This is a genomic window from Neobacillus drentensis (assembly GCF_036962765.1).
GTDB lineage: Bacteria > Bacillota > Bacilli > Bacillales > Cytobacillaceae > Neobacillus > Neobacillus drentensis_C.
This window is the reverse complement of the sequence record NZ_JBALOS010000131.1, coordinates 4,407-11,699: the sequence shown is the minus strand read 5'-3', so window position 1 is coordinate 11,699 and position 7,293 is coordinate 4,407. Positions and strand designations below refer to the sequence as shown.

At 39.7% G+C, this 7,293-nt stretch carries 7 protein-coding genes; 1 reads left to right on the top strand and 6 read right to left on the bottom strand.

The window, feature by feature from the left end; all coding sequences use genetic code 11:
• Nucleotides 1–1,651, top strand: a 1,651-nt coding sequence (locus tag V7137_RS16850) for a phospholipase D family protein (protein WP_335699156.1), incomplete at its 5' end; no start/stop codon positions are given.
• A 319-nt stretch (nucleotides 1,652–1,970) separates the two neighbouring features.
• Here V7137_RS16850 and V7137_RS16845 read toward each other — a convergent pair.
• From V7137_RS16845 to V7137_RS16820, 6 genes are all read right to left on the bottom strand, one after another.
• The gene (locus V7137_RS16845; protein WP_335699155.1) at nucleotides 1,971–2,957 is read right to left on the bottom strand and encodes a DNA/RNA non-specific endonuclease; all 987 of its coding nucleotides are present in this window, start codon (nucleotides 2,955–2,957) and stop codon (nucleotides 1,971–1,973) included.
• A 289-nt stretch (nucleotides 2,958–3,246) separates the two neighbouring features.
• A complete protein-coding gene (locus V7137_RS16840) occupies nucleotides 3,247–3,681 on the bottom strand; it encodes a hypothetical protein (RefSeq protein WP_335699154.1) in 435 nt (144 codons plus the stop codon).
• A gap of 183 nt (nucleotides 3,682–3,864) precedes the next feature.
• Nucleotides 3,865–4,317, bottom strand: a complete 453-nt coding sequence (locus V7137_RS16835) for a hypothetical protein (protein ID WP_335699153.1) — start codon at nucleotides 4,315–4,317, stop codon at nucleotides 3,865–3,867.
• Nucleotides 4,318–4,580: 263 nt separating this feature from the next.
• Nucleotides 4,581–5,669: a GerAB/ArcD/ProY family transporter gene (locus V7137_RS16830; protein ID WP_335699159.1), complete on the bottom strand. Its 1,089-nt coding sequence runs from the start codon at nucleotides 5,667–5,669 to the stop codon at nucleotides 4,581–4,583.
• A 27-nt stretch (nucleotides 5,670–5,696) separates the two neighbouring features.
• Nucleotides 5,697–6,887, bottom strand: coding sequence for a Ger(x)C family spore germination protein (locus V7137_RS16825; RefSeq protein ID WP_335699152.1), 1,191 nt, complete (start codon nucleotides 6,885–6,887; stop codon nucleotides 5,697–5,699).
• The coding region (locus tag V7137_RS16820) for a spore germination protein (protein ID WP_335699151.1) at nucleotides 6,884–7,293 on the bottom strand (410 nt) is incomplete at its 5' end. The genes V7137_RS16825 and V7137_RS16820, both read right to left, overlap by 4 nt.

Below are 7,293 nucleotides of genomic sequence, written 5' to 3'. Positions count from 1 at the left end.
GGGGGAGCCATTTACGAACAGTTGTAGTACGGATGCTGAAGAGATTGCAAAACTTCCAACTCAGGGAATCGATTTGGGATGGCCTAACGAAGGAATGAAGTGGAAGCGTCTAACTGAAAATACAATGAAATGGTTTGACGGTGCACCCAGACCTTCGGCAGGTAATGTAGTCGTGCCCTATATCTATGGCCGCTGTGCTTTCGATGATATTGCTAAAGCTCTGGCCACAGCCAAATCATCCGACCATCGAATATATCTAGTCGGCTGGTGGTATGAACCGAAAACGCCTATGAAGAATCCACTTGTTGGTGACCCGCCGGCGAACACACTTCTTCAAGATTATTTGAAAAATACGAAAGCACAAGTCCGGGGTTTATTTTGGAATTATCCATTTAAGTTCCTGGATCCCGACAACAAAAAGGAAGGCAACAACAAAGAGATAGCAGACTTCATCAACAGTCTGCCAAACGGTGCAGCCCTCGAGGACGCTAAATTAATTGAGGGGAATTTACCTAATAGGTTACCTAACAGTCACCACCAGAAACTAATTGTTGTCAGTGGGGACTGTGGTCTTGTCGCATTCCTTGGTGGGATGGATGTGAACACAACACGGATCAACGTGTTTGGGAATATGCCATTACACGATGTACATGTTCGTTTAAACGGTCCATCAGCAGCGGAGGCCCTAAGCATCTTTCGGGACCGCTGGATGGATCATCCGTCAACGCCCGCGCTGGATAGTGCCAAATTTCAAATGAATCCAGATGATGTTAGGCAGGATTTTATAAGAGTCGCAGGATCCAAATCGGAGGTTATGGACACATGCACAGTACCAGGAGGAAAAGTCAAACCTAGAGGAATGCTTGTTTCGATTGGCCGAACCTTTCCCAACCTGGCTAAGTTCAATCCGGGGAACTCTTATCGGTTTAAAAACCCCGACCAATCTGCTTGGCAGCTTGTCAAAAATGGAATCATTAATGCAAAAGAGTTCATTTATATCGAAGATCAATACCTCGTCAGTCGCCGTGTGAAGGATTTGCTGGTTGAAAAGTTAAAGGAGCCAAATTTCAAATTCCTCCTTATCCTTATGGGAAACTCAAAGGCTTTCGAGAAGGACGATGGTACGGGGGAATTTCCTTACCTGATTGGAGTTCGCAACGAATTTCGCACCGACTTTGCGAAAGTCGACCCAGGACGCAAAAAGTGGCGTATGTTCAGTTTGAAACCAACAACGGATTCGGGCCGTAGACCTTGGTGCGGAGAGTTTGTACACTCGAAGCTCTGGATTGTCGACGACCAGTACGTGGCTGTTGGGTCTGCAAACTGTGACGATCGTGGGTACACTTACGATACTGAGATTATGGCCGGTATTACGGAAGAAATTCTTGAACGTGCTGCAGGAGGAAGGTTCGCCCGTGACCTTCGAATCGCGCTTTGGCGCAAACATCTTGGTCTAGATCATTCACATTTTGTGAAATTTTCCGTCGGTTTGAAGCATTGGCTGACCCTTCCAGCTTCTGCTATGGTTTTTGATTCCTCCGATTTGGAAAAGAGTTCCTTTTTAAACAATACAAAAGGATTGACGCGTGATGACCCTACTGCTAATTTCCGATGGACTCATTGGTTCGATCCGGATGCGGACAAGCTTTGATGTCATCATACAATAATGAAGCATAGGGACGGTTCGAGACTGCTGAAAAACTCTCTCCCCGCGGTCATTAAAGACAAAACAACCCCAAGACAAGGCCGAAGTGTCTTCGATATGTAAATTGCTGGGTTATCGAAGATAAAACGGCCTTTTAAAATGGGCAAAATGTCTTTGATAAGGCTTAATAGCTTTAATTCGGTTCTGTTAATTTACCCTATAATCCTTCTTTCACCAACCTGCCCCTTTAGTACAACAAGAAAAAGCCGCCAAAAGTAGCAGCCTTTCTTCATTTTTGTGTTATATGTGAATATAGCCGATTTGTTTACTCACCTACTAGTCCATCACCATCCCGATCGTCCATATATTTATAGAGCCATGAATCACGCGTAATTGGCATTTTAAAGCCAGCAGCTTTGGCTTCAGCGATCGTAACACTTCCATTATGATTGGTATCCACCTTACTAACATCTTCATTACTAATTACCGTTTCGTTTGTTGGTACATTGTCTGTTTTCGGTGGGGTACTGCTCGTACCTGTCGTTTCCCCTAAATTTTTGTTCACTTCATCTGGGTTTACATTGTCAAATTCATCTGTAATGGATCTTCCCTGTAATTTATATGTGTATTTATAATGGTTAGGAATTTGCGTCTGAGTATTTGGATATTTAATCACTGCTACGAAATCTGTACAACCTCCTGCATCTCGAATCACTTTTTCCATATAGGCTTGATCGCCGTGCCTATTGAGAATGCTGTCTTGAGGTGTAATGTTATATGAGTTAGATACTCCCCCAAGTGAGTCAGCAATCACATGCCCTTCATCTAATTCTTGACTCTCTGTACCAGGAACCTTTGCTTCATCAGAATAGTATCTCCCAGACGATAAAACATGTTCAGTATTTGGATTTTGGAGTATTATATTTTTTGCTTCAACACGAATTAGCTGTCCGTATTCATTTGTAAAAGCCCAATATTCCCTGTCGCCATACCCGACATCAACTCTTACATTCGGCTTTCTAGAACCTGACATATCTCCACCATCTACTACAATTAGTGTATATTTATTGTAGTCAAAGTCACCATTAACACTTGTTATCGTTGGTGTACTAGTGGCAGGAACGCTTGGACTGACTCCGCTTTCACTTTTCGTTTTTTCTGCCTTTTCTTTAACCTTAGCTACACCCTGTTCCTTTTTTTTCCCTTCTATTTTTGTTTCAGCATTTTCCACTTTGCCAGTTGTTTCATTTGATGAACAGGCTGCAAGGAAAACTAATAAAAACGCCATAAATATGTAGGTTAATTTCTTCATGAATTATCCCCTTTTTGTAAATATCTTAGAAATACCAATACTATTATACTGCTAATACACTTCAAAAAAGGAAGAAATAATAATTTAAAAAGGATTCCAATCTAAAGCTAAAATCCTTATAATCATAACTCCAACAAATTTTATTCCCATATGATTATCCTTAATGTTATTAACCTAGTTTTGGTAAAATTCCTTATTCCATTAAAATGCAGCTTTAGTTCAAAAAGAAAAAGCCGCCTGAAATGGCAGCTGTTCTTGAATAAACGCACCCGTTACTTCAATAAGGAATTTAGGTCTCGATGATATTAACTATGTCTTTATGAATAATATCTTTTGGCAAATCAGGTAAAACTTTCATTGGAAATACACAATTTATTTCCTTTGATAATTTTGAAGCAAATGGAATAGGACCTGTTACCTCTAATACAAAGTCAGGTGCTGGTGGGAGATGTAGAACTTCCCAATCTTCTTTTACAAAAAAGGATCTCGAAAAAATATTCCCCTCTTCAATATTGATTTGACCAATTCCATATAACTGTGACCCATCATTCAAAACGCCTTTTATCCTCACCCAATAATCCTCTTGAAAGTCACTAACATCTTTATCAATTTCGAAAGGTTCTACTAGTTCATCCAGTTCATCTGCATCAAATTCAACGGTTTTCCAAACTGGATGAACATCAAAATCACCTAGTTCTAACTCATGAATAGATTTTCTTTTCATATATGCCCTCCATTTTAATCCTTATTAAACAAGCCTGCCACGTTAGTCAAATAGGAGAAAAAGGGGTGCCGCAGCAACTCCCTCTTGAACTCAAGCACCCGTTAGTTGAACAAGCCTTATTAATTATAGAACCTTCTGTGGTTATGGAATGTGATTTATTTTTAACGATTTTTTATTATGTATTCATATTTTGGCTACACTAATTGCCTTTTTAACTGCCTCTGCTAATTGACCAGACACTATTTTCTTCCCTAATGGAATAATCTGTTCCTCCAATATGACATATCCTCGGCGTGGGATTCTTTCGTGGGGTTCTATCTGAAATCCATTCTCTTTTGTCCAATATAATATGATTATTTTTAGATTTTTTGTTGCTCTTCCATAACCTCTTATTCCAAGTTCTCTTTCAATGTATGTCTGTTTTTTTTCCTCATCTGGTTCTTTCGAGTGGCATAATTCCAAAGACCTTAATAATGTTTCTTCCAACTCCTCATCATTGTAGGGAAAATTAAGTTTAGAAATTACATCGATTTCCGTAGCTATGCCGCCATATTTTTGAGAATCGCCCATTGTTATGAAAATCAAATTATCTAATGGGTCACAATAGATTTGTACCATACCATAATCTTTAATCATAATTAACCTCATTCCAACTTTTAATTACCAAACAGATTCTATAAGAAATAATCATCTCTCTCCATTGTATTCTAAATCTTTCTTCAACTAAACTGCTTACGTTAGTGACACAAGAAAAGCTGCCTAAATGACAGCTTTGGTCTTTAACTCAAGCACCCGTTAGTTGAATAAATTATTCATCTTATCATACTACCATCTATAAGAATTAGAATTTCATTTATTAAACCCTTTCACAGTTCCATTGAATCAAGCTACAAATTGGGTTAAGCAATTTTTCTTCGGATCTTGCCAACCACCAACAACAGCAAGGGAATCCCTAACTCATAGACCGGAAATGCAATTGGAATTACGAAAAACATGTAATAATAATGGGTAAATATCTGGATATTTTTAATCGACACAGCCATGATAAACGAAATAGGAGCAAGAAACCATGCTACTTTTCGCCAATCCTTCAGGTGTAACATTTGTGCTGTTCCATAACAAGCGAGAAACATATATAATGCCAGTTTTACAAAAATACTGAAAAACCAAATAATTACAATCAGAATATCCACATTTTGAATGAATTCCATGACGGATATGAACCGGCTCAAATCGTAAACCGGATACAAAAATCTTGAAGGCAAATTCGGACCGAATGTTAAAATCACCGCTAATGTTCCGATCGTTACCATCAAAACGGCCAGTCCTACTCCCCACATCGCCCTTGATGACGCTTTGTCCGGTTTGTCCATAAAGAAGACGAACATTGTCATCATGACAGACTCTCCAAAAAAAGCGGCTACAGGGGTATAGGAACCTTTCAGGATTGGAAGCAATCCAGAATCTTGATAAATGGGTAGCATATTATGCCAATTCATATTTCCAAGATTCAAAATGATTACAAACGTTATCATTAAAAGCACCATGGGCCCAACGATTTCACTTAAGCGTCCAATGCCTTCCACCCCACCCTGGTAAATGATAAAAATAACCAGTAACATGGCAGTAAATACAATGACCCACAAAGGTGTATTATGAAACAACGCGGTAATAATGAAATCACCAAATTCACGGACGGTTATCCCATTAATCCAGTACCATACAAGTAAGTAGGGAATCACCATCAGCTTTCCTAGCCATTTACCGAGAATGGTTTGACTAAATTCAATCATAGTTTGTTTCGGATAAAGCGAACCGAGTTTGGTTGCCAGAAAAGTAAGGGCAATCCCAACAAGCCCTGCAATCACTATCGAGATCCATGCATCTTGTTTGACAGTACGGATCGTTGATGGGATGATTAGAAGAATTGTTTGTCCCACTTCCAAAGTGAACATCATCCAAAAGATTTGCGTGCCAGAGATTTTCATTGAAACTCTCACAACCCATACACCTCCTTATTTTTTTATTTCATTTTTCTTTACTTGCAACGATGGTCCGGTCAGACCTACTCGCCGAATGGTCAGATTTGCATGGACAGAGACCTGTACTTTTCGAAACGGTTTGGCCCAATTTTTCTTTAGTCCTTTCCATTTGGATGGATACTTTTGATGAATAGCTTCTCCCAAGCCAAAGATATCGGTTCCGTATTGTTCTTGAACCTTTTGGATGGTTTGGAGAGCTTGTTTTTCGGCCTTTTTTTCCAATGCATGTTCTAAAAGAGTAAGATTTTTAGGCTGTGTAAGATCTAAATTCGTATTGTTCTCTTGAATAGTTCCTTCACCAGAAAGAACAATGTCACACTTGATGGTTTTCCCGCGAATACTGGGTTTTATTTTACTGCCGATTTTCGTCAAATATAAACTAGCATTTTCACTTCCTTTTTGGATAGTTTCCGTAATAGTCAGTTTACTTAAACGATTAGCCACCCAGAGCGATGTCGACTCTTCCTGATTATTTAAAAATCCTACCAATTTAAGGTCTTTATTAAAAATCGCTCCACCTTCAATTTGAAATCCTTTGGTACCCGGTTGTTCTTGTTTATTAGAACTAGGGATCATTTGAAGAACGGGTAAGATAGGGGTGATTCCGTCACTCGAACCAGCAATAAGAAAATTTACTAAAGACCTGTCTCCCAATCCACCTGTTTGTGCATGTACTTTTTGTGCCCCAATTGCTGGGATATTTTCTAAAGGAGTGGATGATTCCAGAAACTGTTTTGCAGTACTCCCCTTTACTACGATCGCATCTGCTCGTAATCTTATATCAGGATCACGGCTATAGTTATCTAATACATCAGCTAGACCGTTTCTAGCCAATTGTTCTCCAATAACAATCACACGATGGTGCCCTCGAAAGACTTCTCTTGACAATTTTTTTTGTATCATTTGTACAGCTTCAAGTGTGTTCTTTCCAGTTCCTGACTCTATAAAAAACGGTTCTCCTGAATTACTACTCCCACTCTGTCCGATTCCCATCTTTGAAGGTATGATAAATTGAGCGCTTATTTCAAGCTCGTTATTTTTCGCTTGATCAAGTCCCAAGCCCAATTCTATTGCTAGATCGTTTAACTCCGTCCGATCCCAACAGCCTGTTAAAAAAAATAAAAAAACGACCAGTATCATACAAAGTACCTTGTGCAGGATCATTCTGTCTCTCTCCCTCGTTTCGGTCCTGGTTTTTGTCCATCTGGCATACGCATTTTATCCTTACCAGATACCAATAAAGGGCGGCGGGTCATGTTCCACCGAGGAGTTCGGATTAAAATGTCCTTCAAATCACGAGGAATCTGAGGTGCAACCGGGCTTAGATAAGGAATACCAAAAGAACGAATGTTGGTTAGATGGATCATAATCGCAATAGTGCAAATAGCAACACCATACAGCCCTAGCATCCCCGCCATTAGCAGCATAGGGAAGCGTAGCATTCGATAGGCTGTTCCCAAGTTATAGCGTGGAAAAGCAAACGACGAAATACCAGTTGTAGCCACAACAATGACCAAGGGTGCCGAGATAATGCCTGCTTGCACGGCTGCTTGTCCGATGACAAGTGCAC